A 940-nucleotide genomic window follows, 5' to 3' on the forward strand; every position below is an offset into this window, starting at 1 on the left:
CGCGGTGCGGACCGCGAGAGGCGGCAGCCCCGCCTCGGCGACGACCGCGGCGGCCCCCTGGCAGCGCTTGCGCGCCCTCGCGTCGTGCGGGCGCAGGCTGCCCAAGAAGGCGAGACGCCGACATCTGCGGACGACGAGGTGGTCGGCCTGGGCGCGGCCGATCGCGTCGTGGTCCATCCCGACCGTCGAATCGATCGCCTCGCCGCCCGCGTCCCACATCTCGACTACGGGCACGCCGGAAGCGGCGAGGAGACCCGCGGCGCGCGGATGGTGGTCCACCCCGACGATGGCCACGCCGGCGGGCCTCCAGCTCAGCATCGAACGGACGATCCGCCATTCCTGCTCGGGGTCGTAGTGTGTGTTGCCGAGCATGACCTGGAGGTCCCGCTCCAGCAGGCCCGCCTGCAGCCCTTCAACCACGGCGGCGAATTCCGAATGGAACAGGGACGTCACCACCACGCCGACGAGGTCGGAGCGGATGCCCGCCAGCGCGCCCGCGACGCGGTTCGGCACGTAGCCGACCTCCTCCATCACGGCGTCGATCCGCCGCTTCAGCTCAGGCCGCACCGTGTGGGGGGCGCGCAGCGAGCGGGACACCGTGTTCAGCGACACGCCCACCCGGAGCGCCACCTGCGCCAGCGTCGCACCGGTCCGAGGGCCGCGGTGCTCGTCGATCGCATCCGTCATGCGCCGCGGAAGGCTCCATCTCGCTCGTAGGAGCGTTGCGTGAGCGCTCACTCTATGCCAGCTTGGTCACGAAGTCGAACGAGCGCCGGTCGAGCGCCGGCGCAGATCGGGGGAGGAGCATGGCGGCGCGGGACACGGGCGATCCGGTCGGGCAGGAAACGGCAGCGCCAGCTGGGCGCCCCAACATCGTGCTCATCATCACCGACCAGCAGCGCTTCGACACGATCGCGGCGCTGGGTTTCCCCTATGCAGA

Annotated in this window: 1 protein-coding gene; it reads right to left on the bottom strand. The window is 71.6% G+C overall.

From position 1 onward, the window contains the following. On the bottom strand, window positions 1-687 hold a 687-nt coding region (locus D3273_RS27890; RefSeq protein ID WP_165359772.1), incomplete at its 3' end, for a LacI family DNA-binding transcriptional regulator. Window positions 688-940: the final 253 nt, after the last annotated feature.

Origin of the sequence: Lichenibacterium minor, assembly GCF_004137685.1 — a bacterium.
In the GTDB taxonomy this organism is placed as follows: Bacteria; Pseudomonadota; Alphaproteobacteria; order Rhizobiales; family Beijerinckiaceae; genus Lichenihabitans; species Lichenihabitans minor.